The following is an 18,736-nucleotide window of genomic DNA, read 5'->3' as shown; positions in this document are numbered from 1 at the left end:
GTCCGGTTCCGCCCTAGGCGGCGTACGCCATGAGCAGGGTGAGGTAGACGCCCAGTCCTGCGCCTCCGAGGACGGCTCCGGCGGTTGCCGTCCACAGGCGGCCGGTGCCCTGACGGGCGTAGTGGATCCCCATGGCGCCGAAGGTGACGGCGAAGCAGCCGGCGAGGAACGTCCATGGGAACCCGACGAACCAGATGGTGGGCCATGCGCCCACGGTCGAGACAGCCCCGAGGATGAGTGCGAGGGGCCCGAGGGCGACGGCGGGTGAGTCGTCGTTCCGGGCCGGCGTGGTCGGCGTGGTCATGCGGATCCCCCTCATTTGAACGTGTTCAAATCTCTACCGCGAGCATAGCAGCAGCGTGCGGACAGCCGCGGGCCAACTCCCCTTCACTCGGGCGGAGTCCGGGCGTAGATCACGGCCCCGTCCACCCTCCCCACCTCCTCGTACCGGCCGGCCAGCAGCCGACGCAGACTCGGGATGCGGTCGGCGGCGTACGGCTCGCCGCGGGAGTCGTCCACGACCAGGGCGGGGGCGTGTGCGGTCAGCTCCGCCCGGAAGACCGGCCAGGCGCCCTCGACCGCGTACTTCTCGCCGACCTGGGGGCCGTCGCGGCCGCCGCTGTAGTTGGTGAGCAGGCCCGCGGTGAGGTAGCGGGTGGCGGGGGTGCGGCGGGCCAGCCAGTACGTCTCCGGGTGCATGCCCCACACCAGGACACGGTCGGCGGGCCCGGTGCGCTGGGCGAGGGCGGCGGCGAGGCGCTGGGCGTGGGCGAGTTCGGGGTGTGGCGCGAGCAGACCCCAGGCGAGGAACAGGGCGCAGCAGCAGGCCGAGGTGAAGACGGCGGCCGACAGGCGTTCGCGGGGCGATGCCCGCAGCGCGGCCGTGGCCAGCAGGGCCGCGGGCGGGGTGAGTTGCAGGTAGTAGTGGCCGAAGAAGTGGAAGCCGACGGTGACGGCGACGGCCGAGGACGCCAGCCACAGCCACAGGTCGGCTGCGTCGGCCACGCCGGCGCGGGCGGTGCGGGCGGTGCGCAGGGACCGTACGACCGGCGGGATCAGGCCCGCGCAGGCCACGGCCAGGAGGGCGGTGTTTGCCAGGCCACGGCCGAGGACGTGGAGTTCGGAGCCGGTGAAGGAGGCGTAGGCGGCAGAGCCGGTGACCGTCCAGAACAGGAATCCGGCGGGGTCCGTGACCAGGGCCGCGCACAGCACCGGTACGGCGAACCCGGCCCCGAGCCGTAGCGCGCCCGCGCCCGGGGTGCCGGCGCGGTTGAGCAGCCAGGCCACCGGCAGCAGTACCGCGCCGCCGGTCTGCTTGGTGAGGAAGGCGCAGGCGACGGCGGTCCCGGCCGCGCCCCAGCGACTGCGGTCCGCGCACCACAGGGCGGCCGCCGTGGCGGGCAGTATGAACACCTCGAAGGTGGCGGCCTGCGCGTCCTCGGGGTTGAGGCCGACGGACACCAGCAGGTACAGCACCCCCGCGGTACGGCCCGCGGTGTCACCCCAGCGGCGCCGCGCCAGGGAGGCGAGCAGGACGGCGGTGAGCGTCTGCGCCAGGACCGCCAGCACCCGGACCGGGGCGAGGGAGCCGGAGCCGCAGACCGCGAAGGCGGCCTCGTACAGCCAGGGCACCAGCGGGGGTTTGCGGTCCACGACCGTCTCGTACAGATGCCCGCCGTGGGCGAGAAGGCGGGCCTGTACGGCGAGATAGCCCTCGTCGGGGTTCCACACCGGCCGGACGAAGGAGGGCACCCGGGTGACGCAGGCCAGGACCGCGAGGGCGGGCAGCAGCCGCGTCCAGTACGCCCTCCGGGTCGTCACGGACCGTGCGGGGGCGAGCGGGGCGGCAAGCATGGGGAGCACGTTATCCGGCCCGGCAGTTCCTGCCGAAGCAGGACATACCGGGCCGGATCAGTGACGGGGGTGGTTACTTGTTGTCGCCCTTCGGCGGGTGCATGACCTGGTCGATGGTGGTCTCCTCGTGCCGGCCGAGGCGGCTGTGCGAGCGACCGTAGAGGAAGTAGACGAAACAGCCGATGACCATCCAGATCGCGAACCGGAGCCAGGTCTCGGCGGGCAGGTTCAGCATCAGCCACAGGGTGGCGGCGACGGACAGGATCGGGATGAACGGCACCCACGGGGTGCGGAAGGCCCGGTGCAGGTCCGGGCGGGTGCGACGCAGGACGACCACGCCGACCGCGACGACGACGAAGGCGAACAGCGTGCCGATGTTCACCAGTTCGGCCAGCTCGCTCAGGCTGGTGAAGCCCGCGATGACGGCGATGAGCACGCCGAGCAGGATGGTCGGCCGGTGCGGGGTGCGGAAGCGCGGGTGGACGATGGAGAAGAAGCGGGGCAGCAGGCCGTCGCGGCTCATCGCGAAGAAGACCCGGGTCTGGCCGAGCAGCAGGATCATGCAGACCGTGGTCAGGCCGATGACGGCGCCGAAGCTGATCGCACCCGCGTACCAGGGGTGGCCGTTGGCCTTGAAGGCGTCGGCGAGCGGGGCGTCGACGGACAGCTTGGTGTAGTGCTGCATGCCGGTGACGACGATGGACACCAGCACGTACAGCGCCGTGCAGATGAACAGGGAGCCGAGGATGCCGCGCGGCATGTCCCGCTGCGGGTTCTTGGTCTCCTCGGCGGCGGTGGCCACGACGTCGAAGCCGATGAAGGCGAAGAAGACCACGGAGGCGGCGGTGAAGATGCCCATCACGCCGAAGTTGGACGGCGCCCAGCCGGCGATCAGCTGGATGAGCGGCGCCTTGAGACTGCCACCGGCCTCCACCGTCTGAGCCTTGGGGATGAATGGCTTGTAGTTGTCGCTGTTGATGAAGAAGGCGCCGGCGATGATCACGATCAGGACGACCGTCACCTTGATGGCGACGACGACCTCGGTGACCCGCGCGGACAGCTTCATGCCGATGACGAGGATGGCGGTGAGCACCAGGACCAGCGCGGCCGCGAGGATGTCGAAGCCGAAGCCCGTGGCCCCGTCCCGGCCGGCGAGGTAGTCGGGCAGGTGCCAGCCCGCGTTGTCCAGCAGGGAGCGCATGTATCCGGACCAGCCGACGGCGACCACCGCGGTGCCGAGCGCGAACTCCAGGACCAGGTCCCAGCCGATGATCCAGGCGGGCAGTTCACCGATGGAGGCGTACGAGAAGGTGTACGCGGACCCGGCCACCGGGACCGTGGAGGCGAACTCCGCATAGCACAGTGCGGCGAGGGCGCAGACGATGCCGGCCACCACGAAGCCCAGGGAGACCGCGGGACCCGCGGTCTCCTTCGCGACCTTGCCGGTGAGGACGAAGATGCCCGTGCCGATGATGACACCGACGCCGAAGACCGTCAGATCCAGCGCGGTCAGGGACTTCTTGAGCGCGTGTTCTGGCTCCTCGGTATCCAGAATGGACTGCTCGACCTTCTTCGTTCGGAAGAGGCTGCTGCTCACGGGGCTACCTCCCACACGCTCGTCGTCCTCGACATGATCGAGAGGGCTGGGGATGCGTATGCCCCGGCACTGGCAGATTCACGCAAAAGGGCCGGCTCCGCCACCTGAGAAGGGGGCGAAACCGGCCATACGGGGCTTTCCCGAAAATGCCTAGTCGCGCGCGGGTTCCACGGAGTCGACCTCGTCGGCCGTGCGGTCGAACCGGCCGTCCAGCTTGGCGACCAGCCCGGTGACCTGACGGGCGATGTCGGGCGCGGTCAGCCCGATCTCGGCCATGACCTCCGCGCGGGAGGCGTGGTCGAGGAAGCGCGGCGGGATGCCGAAGTCACGCAGCGGCACGTCCACGCCCGCGTCCCTGAGGGCCTGGGCGATCGCGGAGCCGACACCGCCGACGCGGCTGTTGTCCTCGACGGTGACGACGACCCGGTGCCGCTCGGCGAGCGGGGCCATCGCCTCGTCGACGGGCTTGACCCAGCGCGGGTCGACGACGGTGGTGGAGATGCCCTGCTTGTCGAGCAGGCCGGCGATCTCCAGGCACATCGGGGCGAGGGCGCCCACGGAGACCAGCAGCACGTCCGGGCGTTCGGTGCCCGGCTCGCGCAGCACGTCCATGCCGCCGACCCGGCCCACGGCCGGTACGGCGGGGCCCACGGCGCCCTTGGAGAAGCGCACCACGGTCGGCGCGTCCTCGACGGCGACGGCCTCGCGCAGCTGCGCCCGCACCTGGTCGGCGTCGCGCGGGGCGGCCAGCCGGAGCCCCGGCACGACCTGGAGGATCGACATGTCCCACATGCCGTTGTGGGAAGCGCCGTCGGTGCCCGTGACGCCGGCCCGGTCCAGTACGAAGGTCACCCCGCACTTGTGCAGGGCCACGTCCATCAGGACCTGGTCGAAGGCGCGGTTGAGGAAGGTGGCGTAGACGGCGAACACCGGGTGCACACCGGCGTGGGCCAGGCCGGCCGCGGAGACGGCGCCGTGCTGCTCGGCGATCCCGACGTCGTACACGCGATCGGGGAAGCGCTTGGCGAACCGGTCCAGGCCGACCGGCTGGAGCATGGCCGCGGTGATGGCGACGATGTCCTCGCGCTCCTCGCCGAGCCTGACCATCTCCTCGCCGAACACGGAGGTCCAGTCGGCGCCCGAGGACGCGATGGGCAGGCCGGTGTCCGGGTGGATCTTGCCGACGGCGTGGAATCGGTCGGCCTCGTCCTGGAGGGCGGGCTGGTAGCCGCGGCCCTTCTCGGTCAAGCAGTGCACGATGACCGGTCCGCCGAACCGCTTGGCCCGCGCCAGCGCGGACTCCAGCGCCTCGATGTCGTGGCCGTCGATGGGACCGACGTACTTCAGACCCAGGTCCTCGAACATGCCCTGCGGGGCGATGAAGTCCTTCAGCCCCTTCTTGGCGCCGTGCAGGGTCTCGTACAGCGGCTTCCCGACGACCGGGGTGCGGTCGAGGATGTCCTTCGTCCGGGCCAGGAAGCGCTCGTAGCCGTCGGTCGTGCGCAGGGTCGCCAGATGGTTGGCGAGGCCGCCGATGGTCGGGGCGTAGGAGCGCTCGTTGTCGTTGACGACGATGACGAGCGGGCGGTCCTTGGCCTCGGCGATGTTGTTCAGCGCCTCCCAGGCCATGCCGCCGGTCAGCGCACCGTCACCGATCACGGCGACGACGTGGCTGTCCCGCTTCTTCAGCTGGTTGGCCTTGGCGATGCCGTCGGCCCAGCCGAGCACGGTGGACGCGTGGCTGTTCTCGATGACGTCGTGCTCGGACTCGGCCTGCGCGGGGTAACCGGACAGACCGCCCTTCATCTTCAGCCGGGAGAAGTCCTGCCGGCCGGTGAGCAGCTTGTGCACGTAGGACTGGTGGCCCGTGTCCCACAGCACCTTGTCCTTCGGGGACTCGAAGACGCGGTGCAGGGCGATGGTGAGCTCGACCACGCCCAGGTTGGGGCCGAGGTGTCCGCCTGTCTTGGAGACGGCGTCGACGAGGAAGGTCCGGATCTCCCCTGCCAGCTGGTCCAGCTCCTCCAGGCTGAGCCGGTCCAGATCGCGCGGTCCCCTGATGCGGGTCAGCAGCGGCACCCGTGCCTCCTTGCAAGTAGAGCTGATCGAGCTGTTGCCGGGCTTGACGAGTCTAATGTTCCGGCTTTGCGGGACACGACAGTGCCCGGCACCTTTGAGGCACCGGGCAACTGTCCAACCCTAAGGGGCGCTACGCGCGACCCGCGGTCTTCTGCGTCTTCCGGGTGATGGAGTCGATGACCACGGTGGTCAGCAGCACCGCGGCGGTGATCATGTACTTCACCGGCTCCGCGATGGACTCCAGCTGGAGACCGTACTGGATCGACACGATCACCAGCACACCGAGCAGGGCGTTCCAGGTACGACCCCGGCCGCCGAAGAGCGACGTACCACCGATGACGGCCGCGGCGATCGCGTTCATCAGCAGGTCACCCGTACCGGCGCTCTGGTTGGCGGAGGCGATCTTCGAGGCCAGGAAGAGGCCGCCGATCGCCGCGAACCCACCGGAGATGGCGAACACGGAGATCCGCACCGCGGTGACGTTGATACCCGCACGCCGCGAGGCCTCGACGCTGCCACCGAGCGCGAAGATCTTGCGACCGTAGGCGGTGCGCCGCAGGACGAAGTCGGTGGCGACCAGGAACGCGAGGAAGATCACGGTGGCCAGCGGCAGGCCCTTGTACTGGTTGTACATGTAGGCGCCGGCGAAGGAGACCACGGCCAGCAGGACCGTGCGCAGGACCGTGTCGCTGAGCGGCCGGGACGGGACGCCCGCGGCCTCCCGGCGGCGGTTGCCGAGGAAGGAGCTGATGAAGAACAGCGCCACCACGACGACCGCGAGCCCGTAGGCGGCGGCCACGTCCGTGAAGGTGTACGTGGTCAGCTTGCCGATCAGACCGTCGCTGTCGAGGTTGATCGTGCCGTCCTCGCCCAGCACCTTGAGCATGAAGCCGAGCCAGAACAGCAGACCGGCCAGGGTCACGGCGAAGGCGGGCGCGCCGAGCACCGCGAAGAAGAAGCCGTGCAGCGAGCCGATGGCGGCACCGACGGCGATGGCGACGAGCACGGCGAGCCACTCGGGCCAGCCCTGGTTGACCGTGAGGACGGCCGCGAGGGCGCTGGCCGCGCCGCTGACCGAGCCGACCGACAGGTCGATCTCACCGAGCAGCAGCACGAAGACGATGCCCACGGAGATCATGCCCGTGCCGACCATCGTGACCGTGATGTTGCTGATGTTCTGCGCCGAGAGGAACTCGGAGTTCAGGACCTGGAAGATGATGCAGATGATCGCGAGGCCCAGGACGACCGGGAGGGAACCCAGCTCACCGGCCTTCATCTTGCGCTTGAACTCGGTCCAGTAGCCGAGCAGGCCCTGCTCGCGCACCAGCAGGCGCGGGTCGACCGCGGTGACCGCGGCGGCCGCGGCCTCGGGGTTCACGACGTCCTTGGGGGCCTCGGGAGCCTCGTCGACGTTCGCGGAAGTCTTGTCGATGCTCACTTGGAAACCTCCCCGGACGTGCGCGCCGCACGGCGGGTCACGGCGTTGTCGGTGGCGCCGGTGATGGCGGAGATGATCTCCTCCTGCGAGGTCGACTTGACCTCGAAGACGCCGTTGTTGCGGCCGAGGCGCAGAACGGCGACCTTGTCGGCCACCGCCTTCACGTCCGCCATGTTGTGGCTGATGAGGATGACGGCGTGACCGCGCTCGCGCAGACGCTCCACGAGGTCGAGAACCTGGGCGGTCTGCTCGACACCGAGGGCGGCGGTGGGCTCGTCCAGGATGACCAGCTTGGGGTCGCCGAGCATCGAACGGGCGATGGCCACGGTCTGGCGCTGACCGCCGGAGAGCGAGGCGATCGGGATGCGGACGCTCGGGATGCGGATCGACAGCGTGGTGAGCAGCTCGCGCGAGCGGCGCTCCATCTCGACCTCGTCGAGGACGCCCCACTTCCGCAGCTCGCGGCCGAGGAACAGGTTGCCGACGACGTCGATGTTGTCGCACAGCGCGAGGTCCTGGTACACCGTCGCGATGCCCAGGGCCTGGGCGTCGTGCGGCCTGCTGATCGAAACAGCCTTGCCGTCCCATTCGATGACGCCCTCATCGATGGGGTGCACGCCGGCGATCGTCTTGACCAGCGTGGACTTTCCGGCACCGTTGTCGCCCACGAGGGCGACCACCTCACCGGCGTGGATCTCAAGCTCTACGTCGGTGAGCGCCTGAACGGCACCGAACCGCTTGGAGACCCCGCGCAACGCCAGCACGGGCGTAGCGGACACGTGAACCATCTCCTTCGCCGCCTGACCCGGCGGGAGGTTGTGCAGAAATCTGGGTGGGTGGGTTGGGAGCAACCCTGCGGGAGTTCCGTCCGGCGCCCCGCGCCGAGCTTGCGGGGCTGTCTGATGCGCGGGGCACCGGAGGGGCCTTGGGCAGTCCGTCCGGTCCCGGACGGGCGTTCGGGGTGCGAATGCCCGTGACCGGGAGGGGACTTGGGGACTGCTTAGTTGATGCCGAGCTTGGTGCAGTCGGCCTTGTACTTGCCCGTGCAGATGTCGGCGGCCGTGTAGACGCCGTCCTTGATGACGGTGTCCTTGATGTTGTCCTTGGTCAGCGAGGTGACCGGGACCAGGACCGACGGGACGTCCTTGGCGGAGCCGGAGGAGACCTTGTCCTTGGCGACCGAGTCGAGCGACTTGCCCTGGGCGAGCGCGACGGCCATCTCGGCGGCGGCGTCGGCCTCGGGGGCGTACGGCTTGTAGACGCTCATGTACTGCTCACCGGCGACGATGCGCTGCACACCGGCCAGCTCGGCGTCCTGGCCGGTGACCGGGACGGAGAGGCCCGCGGCCTTCAGGGCGGTGATGATACCGCCGGCCATGCCGTCGTTCGCGGAGTAGACACCCGCGATCTTGCCCTTGCCGACCGCGGAGATCGCCGACTCCATCTCGGAGTTGGCGTTGTCCGGCGACCACTCCTTGGTGTCGTACTCCTTGGCGATGGTGACCTTGCCGTCGAGGACGGAGTGCGCGCCCTTCTTGAACATGGCGGCGTTCGGGTCGGTCACCGAGCCGTTGACCATGACGATCTTGGAGGACTTGGTGGCCTTGCTGCCCAGCGCCTTCAGCAGGGCCTCGCCCTGGGTCTTGCCGACCTCCTCGTTGTCGAACGAGGTGTAGGCGCTGATCGGGCCCTCGGCGAGGCGGTCGTACGCGACGACCTTGATGCCGGCGTCCACGGCCTTCTGGACGGAGTTCTGGATCGCCTTGGCGTCCACCGCGTCCAGGATCAGGACGTCCACCTTGTTGGTGACCATGGTGTCGACCTGCTGCGCCTGCAGGTTCGCGTCCTGGCGGGCGTTGTTGTACTGGAACTCCGCCTTGCCGTTCGTCAGCTCCTTGATCTTCTTCTCGATCAGCGGCTTGTCGAACTTCTCGTAGCGGGCGGTCTTGTTCTCCGGAAGCAGGAGACCGACCTTGATGTTGTCGCCCTTCTTGGCGGACGCCGAGGAAGAGCTGTCGCTGCCCTTGGACTCCTTGGCGCTGCCACAGGCGGCCAGCGAGACGGCCATGGCACCAGCAGCAACGGCGAAGGCCGCACGACGCATACGCATGTTCACTCTTTGAAACCTCCCTGACGAGGCCGCGTCGTTGCGGCCGAGGTGGCTGGAAGTCAACTCGGCCACACGTGCGACGTCAAGAAGTAAATCCTTAACGAGATGGCAACGGTGCCATCCGTTCTCTAAGTGAAGGCAGGCGTGGCCGCGGACAGCGAGCCGACCACAGAACCGTCCAAAAGGGTCGAATCGCCCATCTCGCTGAGCGCGAGAGCGAGCGCTCCGAGCACCTCCGCACGGCCTCCAAGTGCCCCCGGGAGAACGGACAGTTGGCGCGCCGCACTGGGGATGGCATAGCGGCCGACAGACTCCCTGATGGGCCCGAGAACGAGTTCTCCGGCCTCGGCGAGATCACCGCCGAGGACCACCCGGCTCGGGTTCAGAAGGTTGCAGAGATTGGCCACTCCACTGCCGATGTGGCGGCCGACGTCGGCGATCACCCGACGACAGCCCGGGTCTCCGTCCCTGGCCAGCCGTACGACGCCTTCCATGGTCAGATCGGTGCCGTGACTGGACTGGAGCAGCGGGAGCACGTACCGCGCGGCCGCGAAGGTCTCCAGGCAGCCGCGGTTGCCGCAGCGGCAGACCGGGCCGGATTCATCGAGTGTAATATGTCCGATTTCACCGGCGGTGCCACCCGGGCCGCGATAGATCTTCCCGTTGATCACCAGGCCGGCGCCGACACCGCTCGCGACCTTGATGTAGGCAAGATCACGCACGCCCTTGCCGCTGCCCCAGACCAGCTCGCCCAGGGCGCCGAGGTTGGCGTCGTTGTCCACGTGCACGGGCACGCCGAGGCGCTCGCGCATCTCCTCGGCGGGCTTGGTGCCGCCCCAGCCGGGCAGGATCGCGGTGGACCCCAGGGTCCCCGATTCGACGTCGATCGGGCCGGGCACGCCCAGCCCCACTCCGGCCACCTTGGTCCGGTCCACGCCGGTTGCCGCGATCAGGCGGTTGACCAGCTCTTCCGCCCGGTCGAAGCCCTGGGTCGCGGAGGCGTCGACGTCCAGCGGCTCGGACTCCTCGGCCAGTACCTGGTGCGCGAGGTTCCCGATCGCAACGCGCAGGTGCGTATGCCCGAAGTCGACGCCGATCACGATGCCGGCGTCCCCGCTCAGCGACACGCTGCGGGCCCGTCGCCCGCCCGCCGACGTGGGCGTGACCTCGACCGTCCCGCCGTCCTTCAGCTCCCGCACGATGTTGGAGACCGTCGCGGCGGACAGGCCGGTCGTCCGTGCGATCTCCGCCTGCGTGAGCGACCCGGCCAGCCGCACTGCCCGTACGACTCGTTCCAGGTTGGCTCGGTGCAGCGACGACTGCGACCCCGGAGTCTCCATCGACCCATCCACTCCCGCCATCGGCCGGGCGGCTCCTGTGCCGCCCGTGGCCCAGGTCACATCTGCGGAACCGGGCCACTTACAAGTTATGAACTCCAAGCTCGGCTGTATGGGTTACCGCAGTCAAGTACTTGACGGAAATCGCTGTCACTTCCGTGGTCCGCCCCGGACACCTCACGGACACATGAATGCCACCCTGAGCAGGGCGAAAGGCGACCCGCACGGGGTTGGGGGACGGGGTGCGAGGCACACCACTCGGACGCCTCAAGGGAATCGGCAGGTCGTTCGGCCGCAGAATCCGGGGGCGGTCCGTGACTGTGCCGTGACCGAAGCCGGTCAGACCCCGGGCGAGTCGCGACTGCGAAGCACTGCTGTGCCCGAATTCGGTCCACAGGCGCCTCAGCGGGGCGGCGGGCGTCGGCTGCGGGGGGGGCGGGAGGCCGCCAGGCGGCGAGGCCACAGGAGCCGGGTGGACCGGGTGTGCGGCGGGATGGGACGGTGCTTCCGGAGCGACTGTTGTGGTGCGACCCGCGGCCCATCCCCCGGTTCAACCGGCAGGAACCGGTGACCGTGATCGTTCGTGATCCCGGGTTCTACGAGCCGGATGACGAGGACGACTGTGTGAGGGTCTGGTACGTCTGCCGGGCGCACGGGCGGCCCTACCTGCACGAGGCCTGCGGGGAAGGAGCCCATCTGATCGAGCTGCACTGCGCGGAGCACGGGCCCGAGAACCTGTGGCCGGATCCGCGCATGCTGATGTTTCCGGACGGCTTCACTCCCCCGCTGAGTGAGGCCCAGCTGAGCTGGGCCCGCTCGTGAGGGCGCTTCCTACTTCAGCGCGCCGGCGGTCAGGCCCGCGACCACCTGGCGCTGGAAGACGATGTAGGCCGCCAGGACGGGCAGCATCGCCATGACCAGACCCGCGAAGAGGCCGGACCAGTCGCCCTTGTAGCCCTGGCTGACCGCCAGCTGGACCAGGCCCTGGGTGAGGACGCGCTTGTCGGGGTCGGTGTTGAGGACCGTCGGGAGCATGTACTGGTTCCACTGGCCCAGGAAGTTGAAGATGCCCACGCTGATCAGGCCCGGCTTGGCCATCGGCAGCATGATCTGGAAGAACGTACGCGTGTGCGAGGCGCCGTCGACGAAGGCCGCCTCTGCCACCGAGGTCGGCAGCGTGCGGAAGAAGGCGGTCAGGAAGAACACCGTGAACGGCAGCGAGTACGCGATGTAGACCAGGATCAGGCCGTGGATCGTGTTCAGCAGCCCCATGTTGTTCACCACGTAGAACAGCGGGACCAGCGCCAGCATGATCGGGAAGCTCATGCCGCCGATGAAGAGGAAGTAGATGAAGCGGTTCCCGGGGAAGTCGAAACGGGCCAGTACGTAGGCCGCCATCGAGCCGAGCACCAGGGTGCCGATCAGCGAGCCGCCGACCACCAGGATGGTGTTCAGGAAGTAGTCGCTCATGTTGGCCTGGGTCCAGGCGCGCGACCAGTTGTCGAAGTGCAGCTTGGTCGGCAGGGACCAGGGCGAGCCGAAGATGGCGCTGTCGTCCTTGAAGGACGTCATCACCGCCCACAGCAGCGGCATGACCACCATGATCGCCCACAGGATCAGGATGCCGTGGGAGAAGACGTTGAGGACGCTGCCCTCTTTCTTCTCGGCGGCCGGCTTCGCCGGCGGCACGTCGACCTTGGAGACGGTCGCACCGGACTCGGCCGGCAGCGGAGCGGAGGTCTCGGTCGTCTTCATCGCTTCAGTACTCCAGCCGCTCGCGACGGCCCAGCCGCATCACGATCGCGGCGAACGCGAGCGTGACGACGAGCAGGGCGACGCCGATGGTGGTGGCGTAGGCGGCCTGACCGTCCCGGAACGCCTTCTGGTACACGTACAGGACCATCACGGTGGTCGAGTAGTCGGGACCGCCCGGCCCGGTCGTCATGATCTGTACGACCGCGAACGACTCGGCGCCGAGCGCGAGAATGCCCATGTAGACCCAGCCGGACTGCACCGTGTCCCACAGCAGCGGCAGGGTGACGCGGAAGAACGTGGTGGAGCGGCTCGCGCCGTCCAGCAGCGCCGCCTCGTACAGCTCGGCCGGGATCGACGCCATGCCCGCCGAGAACAGGACCACGAAGAAGCCGACCGTGGACCACACGAGCACCGCCATCACGCACCACAGTGCGAGGCTCGGGTCGCCGAGCCACAGCGGCTGAACGCTGTCGAGGCCGATGCCGCGCAGGAGTGAGTTGATCGCGCCGCTGTCCGGGTTGTACGCGAAGGCGAACAGCAGCGACACGATCGCGATCGACAGGACCTGCGGGAAGAAGTAGACGATCTTGTAGAAGGACGAGCCCCGGACACCCGAGATCACGGGGCCGCCCCTTCTCCGCCGTCCGCCCACATTGATCATGAAGGCGAAGAACAGCGCCAGACCGAGTGTCACCAGTGGCAGCACCAGGGCGAAGAGCAGACTGTGCTGCAACGACTTCCAGAAGATGTCGTCGTGGAACATCCTCTTGTAGTTGTCGAAGCCGACCATCTTGAATTCGGGGCTGAGGCCGGTCCAGTCCGTGAACGAGTAGTAGATGGACTGGATGAACGGCCACACCACGAATAGCGCGTACAGTCCCAGGGGCGCTGCCAGAAACCCCACGATGAACCGGTACTTGCCGTGCTGCATCGCCACTCCGGTGCGGTAAAGGTGCTGGTTACTGGTGCTTGTAGTGCTTGATGGAGGTGTCCTTGGCCGCCTCGTCGGCAAAGCCCTGGATCTTCTTGATGGCCTCGGCCGGGGTGAGCCGGCCGGCCATCATCTCGCCGAGACCGGCCACACCGATCTTCTCCTTCTGCAGCTGCACGTACCAGTCCTGCAGCCGCGGGTTCACCACGTTGGATCCGGCCTTTTCCAGCGCCGCCACACCCGACTTCAGACCCGGGGTGAGGCTGATGCCGCTGGTGCCGCCGTTGTACGCGGTCAGCGACTTCACCTTGGCGGTGAAGTTCTTCGAGGACGCCTCGGAGAGCATGATGCGCAGCTGCTCCATGCCGCCCTCGGCGTTGGCCGCCTTGGCCGGCACGACGAAGGGCTCACCGCCGGAGGCCCAGATGGTGCCGAACGGCATCTTGTCCGAACCGTCGATGCCGGTGGGCGCGGAGACCGCGAGGTTGAAGTCGGCCGGGATGACGTTGGCCGACTCGTTCTCCACCCAGGAGCCGTTCGGGATGAACAGCGCCTTGCCCTTGGCCCAGGCGGTCTGCGACTGGATGTGGTCCAGGCCCGGGGTGCCCTTGAGGATGTAGCCCTTCTTGTAGAGCTCGTAGTAGGCCTCGAAGCACGCCTTGACCGCCGGGTGCTTCCAGGCGTTCGGCTCCAGGTTGTCGATGGCGTCGAGCACCTCGCGGCCGCCGACCTTACCGATCATCGGGTACAGCGAGAAGGGGAGGTAGTACGGGTACTTGCCCGCGTACGTCCAGCCCGCCATGCCCTTCTTCTTGGCCTTCTCGCACACGGCGAGCATCTGGTCCCAGGTCTCGGGGTACTCCGCATCGAGGGAGTCCAGCGCCTTCTGCGAGTACCAGACGCCGTAGACCGTGTAGGCGTAGTACAGGATCCAGACCGGCTTGCCGTCGAACTGCCCCATCTCCACGATGCCGGGGCGCAGCGTGTCGCGGACCTTCTTGCTCGGGTCGTCGTACGACGGCGCGTCCAGCAGCGGGGTGAGGTCCGCCAGCTGGTTCTTGCCGACGAGGACGCCCATGTCCATCTGCTCGGCGCCGGAGTTGTCGATGAGGTCCGGCGGGTTGCCCTGGTTGAAGCGGGGCTGCAGGGTGGACTGGATCTTCTGGGTGGCGGAGAACTTCACCGTCGCCTTGGGGAAGTCCTTCTGGTAGATCTTCACGGCGTCCTGGGCGTACTCCTTGCCGAAGCCGCCGTCGAACAGGACGAATTCCATCTTCGCCGACTCGTTGACGCCGAGCGGGTTCTTCGCGGTCTTCTTGCCCGCCTTCGCCTTGTCCTGGCCGTCGCCGCCGCTGCTCGCGCAGGCGGACAGCAGACCCATTCCGGGGGCCGCCACCAGACCGAGTGCGGCCGAACGCTTGATCAGGTCGCGGCGGCCGACGCCCTCGCCACCGTGGTGCGCAGTGGATCCCATGCTCAAGTCCTCGCCTTCTCCAGGACTCAGGCGGTGAACCGGATCCTCCCCGGCACCGCTGTCGGGTAGTGCAGGGTCATGCGGGAAACGCCGACAGGTATAGTCCACTTCCCGCCAGCGGAGCAAGATCGAATGCAAGGTTGGCGATGGGTCTTTTCCGAGTTGAGACCTCTCGGAAATATGAGCGACCTGTGCGTGCCGTGGCCGAAAAACCGGCGACATGGGCCCCTGAATGCCACACCCAACACCCTTGACATCAAGGGCCACTTGACCACCTACTGGTTCCTGCGCATCTAAGTTGACAACGTTGTCCAGAGCGGGCGCAGGAGGGGAATCCGTAGATGCAGCGCAAGAGGCAGCGGAGAACTCGGCACAGATACGGTCCGGCGGTCGTCCTCACGGCCGCCTTTGTCATGGCCGTCGGCGCGCAGGGCGCCGCGGTCGCCCAGCCGGCCAGAGCCGCGGCCGCCGACCGGGAGTTCGCATCCTCGTTCGAGGCCGGTGACCCGGCGCCGGACTGGCTGAACACCGTCGACACGACGCCGGACGGAAGCAAGCGCTCCGCGGGCGTGGACGGCGGCTACAGCACGGGCATTCCGGGCAATGTCACCGACCATGTGACCGAGGTCCGGGCCAGCGGCGAGAACGAGGGCGCCGGCGAGGTGAAGGAGAACCTCGTCGACGGCGAGCCCGGCACCAAGTGGCTGACCTTCCAGCCCACCGGCTGGGTCGAGTTCGACCTGGACAAGCCCATCAAGTTGGTGACGTACGCGCTCACCTCCGCCAACGACTTCGACGAGCGCGACCCGAAGGACTGGACGCTCAGGGGCTCGACGGACGGCAGGGACTGGAAGACGATCGACACCCGCTCCGGCGAGTCCTTCTCGGAGCGCTTCCAGACGAAGTCGTACGACCTGGCCGAGCCGGGCGAGTACCAGTTCTTCCGGCTCGACGTGACGAAGAACAACGGCGCCTCGGACATCCTGCAGCTCGCCGACATGCAGTTCTCGACCGGCGGCGGGGGCGGCCCGGTGCCGCAGGACATGCTGTCGCTGGTCGACAAGGGCCCGAGCGGCTCGCCCACGGCCAAGGCCCGGGCCGGCTTCACCGGCAAACGGGCTCTGCGCTACGCCGGGCGGCACACGGCGGCCGGCCGGGCGTACTCGTACAACAAGGTCTTCGACGTGAACGTGAAGGTCGGCGCCGACACACAGCTGTCGTACCGCATCTTCCCGTCGATGGCCGACGGCGACCGCGACTACGACGCCACCCATGTCTCCGTGGACCTGGCCTTCACCGACGGCACCTATCTGAGCGACCTGGGCGCGCGGGACCAGCACGGCTTCCCGCTGTCGCCGCGCGGGCAGGGCGCGGCGAAGGTGCTCTACGTCAACCAGTGGAACAACGTGCTCTCGCGGATCGGCTCGGTGGCGGCCGGCAAGACCGTCGACCGGATCCTGGTGGCCTACGACTCCCCGGGCGGCCCGGCGAAGTTCCGGGGCTGGATAGACGACCTGGCGCTCAGGCCGGTGGCTCCCGAGAAGCCGAAGGCGCATCTGTCGGACTACGCGCTGACCACGCGTGGCACCAACTCCAGCGGCAGCTTCTCGCGCGGAAACGACTTCCCGGCCACGGCCCTCCCGCACGGCTTCAACTTCTGGACGCCGGTGACCAACGCGTCTTCGCTGAGCTGGCTGTACGAGTACGCACGTGCGAACAACGACGACAACCTGCCGACGATCCAGGCCTTCAGCGCGAGCCATGAACCGAGCCCGTGGATGGGCGACCGGCAGACCTTCCAGCTGATGCCGTCCGCCGTGCCCGGCACCCCGGACACCGACCGTGAGACACGGGAGCTGGCCTTCCGGCACGAGAACGAGACCGCGCGGCCCTACTACTACGGCGTCAGGTTCGAGAACGGCCTGAAGGCGGAGATAACGCCGACCGACCACGCGGCCGCGCTGCGCTTCACCTACCCGGGCGACGACGCGAGCGTGCTGTTCGACAACGTCACCGAGCAGGCGGGCCTGACCCTGGACAAGGAACACGGGATCGTCACCGGCTACTCGGACGTGAAGTCGGGCCTCTCCACAGGCGCCACCCGGCTGTTCGTGTACGGCGTGTTCGACAAGCCGGTGACGGACGGCTCCGCCACCGGGGTCAAGGGCTATCTGCGCTTCGACGCGGGCGCCGACCGCACGGTCACCCTGCGCCTGGCCACCTCCCTGATCAGCGTCGACCAGGCGAAGGACAACCTGCGCCAGGAGATCCCGGACGGCACGTCCTTCGACACGGTGAAGAAGCAGGCCCAGCGGGCCTGGGACGGGCTGCTCGGCAAGGTCGAGGTGGAGGGCGCGACCCCGGACCAGCTGACCACGCTGTACTCCAGCATGTACCGGCTGTACCTGTACCCGAACTCCGGCTTCGAGAAGGTCGGCGGCAAGGACCAGTACGCCTCGCCCTTCTCCCCCATGCCGGGTCCGGACACCCCGACGCACACCGGCGCGAAGATCGTCGACGGCAAGGTGTACGTCAACAACGGCTTCTGGGACACCTACCGGACCACCTGGCCGGCGTACTCCTTCCTGACGCCGTCCCAGGCGGGCGAGATGGTCGACGGGTTCGTGCAGCAGTACAAGGACGGCGGCTGGACCTCCCGTTGGTCCTCCCCCGGTTACGCCGACCTGATGACCGGCACCTCCTCGGACGTGGCGTTCGCCGACGCGTACGTCAAGGGCGTGCACTTCGATGCGAAGGCGGCGTACGACGCGGCGGTCAAGAACGCGACGGTCGTTCCGCCGTCCTCGGGCGTGGGCCGCAAGGGCATGAGCACCTCGCCGTTCCTCGGCTACACCAGCACCGACACGCACGAGGGCCTGTCGTGGGCGATGGAGGGCTACGTCAACGACTACGGCATCGCGAAGATGGGCGAGGCCCTCTACAAGAAGACGGGCGAGAAGCGCTACCAGGAGGAGTCGCAGTACTTCCTCAACCGCGCCCGGGACTACGTGAACCTCTTCGACCCCAAGGCGGGCTTCTTCCAGGGCCGGGACGCCAAGGGGGCCTGGCGCATGGACTCCGCGAAGTACGACCCGCGCATGTGGGGCTACGACTACACGGAGACCAACGGCTGGGGCTACGCCTTCACCGCCCCGCAGGACAGCCGGGGCCTGGCCAACCTGTACGGCGGCCGCACCGGCCTCGCGGAGAAGCTCGACGACTACTTCGGCACCCCGGAGACCGCCTCGCCCGACTTCGTCGGCTCCTACGGCGGTGTCATCCACGAGATGACCGAGGCCCGGGACGTCCGGATGGGCATGTACGGCCACTCCAACCAGGTCGCGCACCACGTGATCTACATGTACGACGCGGCCGCCGAGCCGTGGAAGGCGCAAGCGAACGTCCGCGAGGCGCTGTCCCGGCTGTACACCGGCAGCGAGATCGGGCAGGGCTACCACGGCGACGAGGACAACGGCGAGCAGTCGGCCTGGTACCTCTTCTCCTCGCTGGGCTTCTACCCGCTGGTCATGGGCAGCGGCGAGTACGCCATCGGCTCCCCGCTGTTCACGAAGGCGACCGTGCACCTGGAGAACGGCCGGGACCTGGTGATCAAGGCGCCGCGCAACAGCGCGCGGAACGTGTACGTGCAGGGCCTGAAGGTCAACGGCCGCCCCTGGACGTCGACTTCGCTCCCCCACTCGCTGCTGGCCAAGGGCGGGGTGCTGGAGTTCTTCATGGGGTCCAAGCCCTCGACCTGGGGCACGGGCGAGAACGCGGCGCCGGTGTCCATCACCCAGGACGACAAGGTGCCGACGCCCCGCGCGGACGTTCTGAAGGGTGACGGCGCCCTGTTCGACGACACGTCGGCGACGAGCGCCACGGTCACCTCGGTGGACCTGCCGGCGGGCGCCGCCACCCGGGCCGTCCAGTACACCCTGACCTCGTCGGCCGACCACACCAAGGCGCCGACCGGCTGGACCTTGCAGGGTTCCACGGACGGCACGGCCTGGAAGACCCTGGACCACCGCTCCGGCGAGTCGTTCACCTGGGACCGCCAGACCCGGGCCTTCACCGTCGCCACGCCGGGCTCGTACGCGAAGTACCGCCTGGTCCTCGACGGCGAGTCGACGCTGGCGGAGGTGGAGCTGGTGGCCTGACCGC

Annotated in this window: 13 protein-coding genes; 2 read left to right on the top strand and 11 right to left on the bottom strand. The window is 68.4% G+C overall.

Going from position 1 to position 18,736, the window contains the following annotated elements; all coding sequences use genetic code 11:
- Positions 1-13 precede the first annotated feature (13 nt).
- The 8 genes from ACFY3C_RS24980 to ACFY3C_RS24945 form a co-directional block, all read right to left on the bottom strand.
- A complete protein-coding gene (locus ACFY3C_RS24980) occupies positions 14-304 on the bottom strand; it encodes a hypothetical protein (RefSeq protein ID WP_386575675.1) in 291 nt (96 codons plus the stop codon).
- A gap of 83 nt (positions 305-387) precedes the next feature.
- A complete protein-coding gene (locus ACFY3C_RS24975) occupies positions 388-1,854 on the bottom strand; it encodes an ArnT family glycosyltransferase (RefSeq protein ID WP_390772294.1) in 1,467 nt (488 codons plus the stop codon).
- 73 nt (positions 1,855-1,927) lie between these two features.
- The gene (locus ACFY3C_RS24970) at positions 1,928-3,451 is read right to left on the bottom strand and encodes an amino acid permease (RefSeq protein ID WP_390772293.1); all 1,524 of its coding nucleotides are present in this window, start codon (positions 3,449-3,451) and stop codon (positions 1,928-1,930) included.
- Between the two features lie 150 nt (positions 3,452-3,601).
- Positions 3,602-5,530, bottom strand: coding sequence for a 1-deoxy-D-xylulose-5-phosphate synthase (gene dxs, locus ACFY3C_RS24965; RefSeq protein ID WP_386575678.1), 1,929 nt, complete (start codon positions 5,528-5,530; stop codon positions 3,602-3,604).
- A gap of 130 nt (positions 5,531-5,660) precedes the next feature.
- Positions 5,661-6,968 carry a sugar ABC transporter permease gene (locus ACFY3C_RS24960; RefSeq protein ID WP_390772292.1) on the bottom strand — a complete coding sequence of 436 codons (1,308 nt, stop codon included), beginning with the start codon at positions 6,966-6,968 and terminating at the stop codon, positions 5,661-5,663.
- Entirely contained in the window at positions 6,965-7,756 is a 792-nt protein-coding gene (locus ACFY3C_RS24955; protein WP_386575680.1) for an ATP-binding cassette domain-containing protein, read from the bottom strand. The genes ACFY3C_RS24960 and ACFY3C_RS24955 overlap by 4 nt, the downstream gene beginning before the upstream one ends.
- A 212-nt stretch (positions 7,757-7,968) precedes the next feature.
- Positions 7,969-9,072, bottom strand: a complete 1,104-nt coding sequence (locus ACFY3C_RS24950; protein ID WP_386575943.1) for a sugar ABC transporter substrate-binding protein — start codon at positions 9,070-9,072, stop codon at positions 7,969-7,971.
- Between the two features lie 134 nt (positions 9,073-9,206).
- The gene (locus ACFY3C_RS24945) at positions 9,207-10,418 is read right to left on the bottom strand and encodes an ROK family transcriptional regulator (RefSeq protein ID WP_390772291.1); all 1,212 of its coding nucleotides are present in this window, start codon (positions 10,416-10,418) and stop codon (positions 9,207-9,209) included.
- 564 nt (positions 10,419-10,982) lie between these two features.
- On the opposite strand from ACFY3C_RS24945, the gene ACFY3C_RS24940 reads away from it, so the two are divergent.
- The gene (locus ACFY3C_RS24940) at positions 10,983-11,237 is read left to right on the top strand and encodes a hypothetical protein (RefSeq protein WP_390772290.1); all 255 of its coding nucleotides are present in this window, start codon (positions 10,983-10,985) and stop codon (positions 11,235-11,237) included.
- Positions 11,238-11,246: 9 nt separating this feature from the next.
- Here ACFY3C_RS24940 and ACFY3C_RS24935 read toward each other — a convergent pair whose 3' ends face one another.
- From ACFY3C_RS24935 to ngcE, 3 genes are read right to left on the bottom strand one after another with little or no spacing between them, the layout of a single operon-like run.
- Positions 11,247-12,170, bottom strand: a complete 924-nt coding sequence (locus ACFY3C_RS24935; protein WP_390772289.1) for a carbohydrate ABC transporter permease — start codon at positions 12,168-12,170, stop codon at positions 11,247-11,249.
- 4 nt (positions 12,171-12,174) lie between these two features.
- The gene (locus tag ACFY3C_RS24930) at positions 12,175-13,101 is read right to left on the bottom strand and encodes a carbohydrate ABC transporter permease (RefSeq protein ID WP_390772288.1); all 927 of its coding nucleotides are present in this window, start codon (positions 13,099-13,101) and stop codon (positions 12,175-12,177) included.
- A 28-nt stretch (positions 13,102-13,129) separates the two neighbouring features.
- Positions 13,130-14,575, bottom strand: a complete 1,446-nt coding sequence (ngcE, locus tag ACFY3C_RS24925) for an N-acetylglucosamine/diacetylchitobiose ABC transporter substrate-binding protein (protein ID WP_390772287.1) — start codon at positions 14,573-14,575, stop codon at positions 13,130-13,132.
- Positions 14,576-14,988: 413 nt separating this feature from the next.
- On the opposite strand from ngcE, the gene ACFY3C_RS24920 reads away from it, so the two are divergent.
- On the top strand, positions 14,989-18,732 hold the full coding sequence (locus tag ACFY3C_RS24920; RefSeq protein WP_390772411.1) for a GH92 family glycosyl hydrolase: 3,744 nt from the start codon (positions 14,989-14,991) through the stop codon (positions 18,730-18,732).
- Positions 18,733-18,736 lie beyond the last annotated feature (4 nt).

It is taken from the genome of Streptomyces sp. NPDC001410 (assembly GCF_042895235.1).
Lineage (GTDB): Bacteria > Actinomycetota > Actinomycetes > Streptomycetales > Streptomycetaceae > Streptomyces.
This window is presented reverse-complemented; position numbering and strand designations above follow the sequence as displayed.

Coding starts and splice junctions, on each gene's coding strand:
- ACFY3C_RS24935 (WP_390772289.1), bottom strand. CDS start 12,170: ATGAAGACGACCGAGACCTCCGCTCCGCTGCCGGCCGAGTCCGGTGCG.
- ACFY3C_RS24955 (WP_386575680.1), bottom strand. CDS start 7,756: ATGGTTCACGTGTCCGCTACGCCCGTGCTGGCGTTGCGCGGGGTCTCC.
- ACFY3C_RS24980 (WP_386575675.1), bottom strand. CDS start 304: ATGACCACGCCGACCACGCCGGCCCGGAACGACGACTCACCCGCCGTC.
- ngcE (WP_390772287.1), bottom strand. CDS start 14,575: ATGGGATCCACTGCGCACCACGGTGGCGAGGGCGTCGGCCGCCGCGAC.
- ACFY3C_RS24950 (WP_386575943.1), bottom strand. CDS start 9,072: ATGCGTCGTGCGGCCTTCGCCGTTGCTGCTGGTGCCATGGCCGTCTCG.
- ACFY3C_RS24945 (WP_390772291.1), bottom strand. CDS start 10,418: ATGGAGACTCCGGGGTCGCAGTCGTCGCTGCACCGAGCCAACCTGGAA.
- ACFY3C_RS24930 (WP_390772288.1), bottom strand. CDS start 13,101: ATGCAGCACGGCAAGTACCGGTTCATCGTGGGGTTTCTGGCAGCGCCC.
- ACFY3C_RS24975 (WP_390772294.1), bottom strand. CDS start 1,854: ATGCTTGCCGCCCCGCTCGCCCCCGCACGGTCCGTGACGACCCGGAGG.
- ACFY3C_RS24920 (WP_390772411.1), top strand. CDS start 14,989: ATGGCCGTCGGCGCGCAGGGCGCCGCGGTCGCCCAGCCGGCCAGAGCC.